At 56.8% G+C, this 667-nt stretch carries 1 pseudogene; it reads right to left on the bottom strand.

The annotated features are described in order from the left end of the window. Positions 1-430, bottom strand: a pseudogene (locus AC1D0I_RS32845) (GGDEF-domain containing protein); the annotation flags it as partial. Positions 431-667: the final 237 nt, after the last annotated feature.

Genomic DNA, 667 nt, shown 5'->3' with positions numbered 1-667 from the left:
TAACCGCTGGGGACAACCAGCCGACATAGCCAAAGATAATGGCCCCGGCGCAAGTGATGTCTAGCCATTCCGTCCCGACGCCATGGCGAAGCTGCATTTCCAGGATCAAAAGCGCGGTCAGTCCGACCGCGAAGCGCGCCGTGATCGTGTAGGCGGCCACATCCGGGATCAGCAGCAGGTCAGTTGCCGAAAACAGCACATAGATGGCAACGGCCATCCAAAGCCCGGGCCTGGCTTCCCCTCTTCGCGTCACCTGGGCTTCCGTCCGGTAAAGGCTGCGAAGCTCGTCGGACGCCAGTTCGTAACGCGGTTCGTACGGTTCCGCATCAGCCGCATCGGCAAATACGGATGCCACGCGTTCGTCCATCACAACGAACCCCGTTTGAAGGGGATCTTGTATGCCGAACTCATCTCTAGCTTCTGCCCTCACGCAGGCCGGCTCCTTGGACGCGACGCGATTGCGACGCCGGGCCAACAAATGCAATCGAGCAAGACAAGTTTCCGTTAACTCGAACGAGGAATCGGCCCCAGAAGCGGCCTAACGAATGAACATGGTTTGCGGGAAATTAATCATACCGATAAAATGCGCCCGACCCGCCATTGGCAAATGGAGCATTCTACGCAATAAGTTAACTGACTGTTAACTATGGAGTGATGGGTTGCAAAC

Source organism: Mesorhizobium sp. P2_D1 (assembly GCF_056404455.1).
The sequence above is the reverse complement of the archived record's forward strand: the minus strand, read 5'-3'. Positions and strand labels throughout refer to the sequence as shown.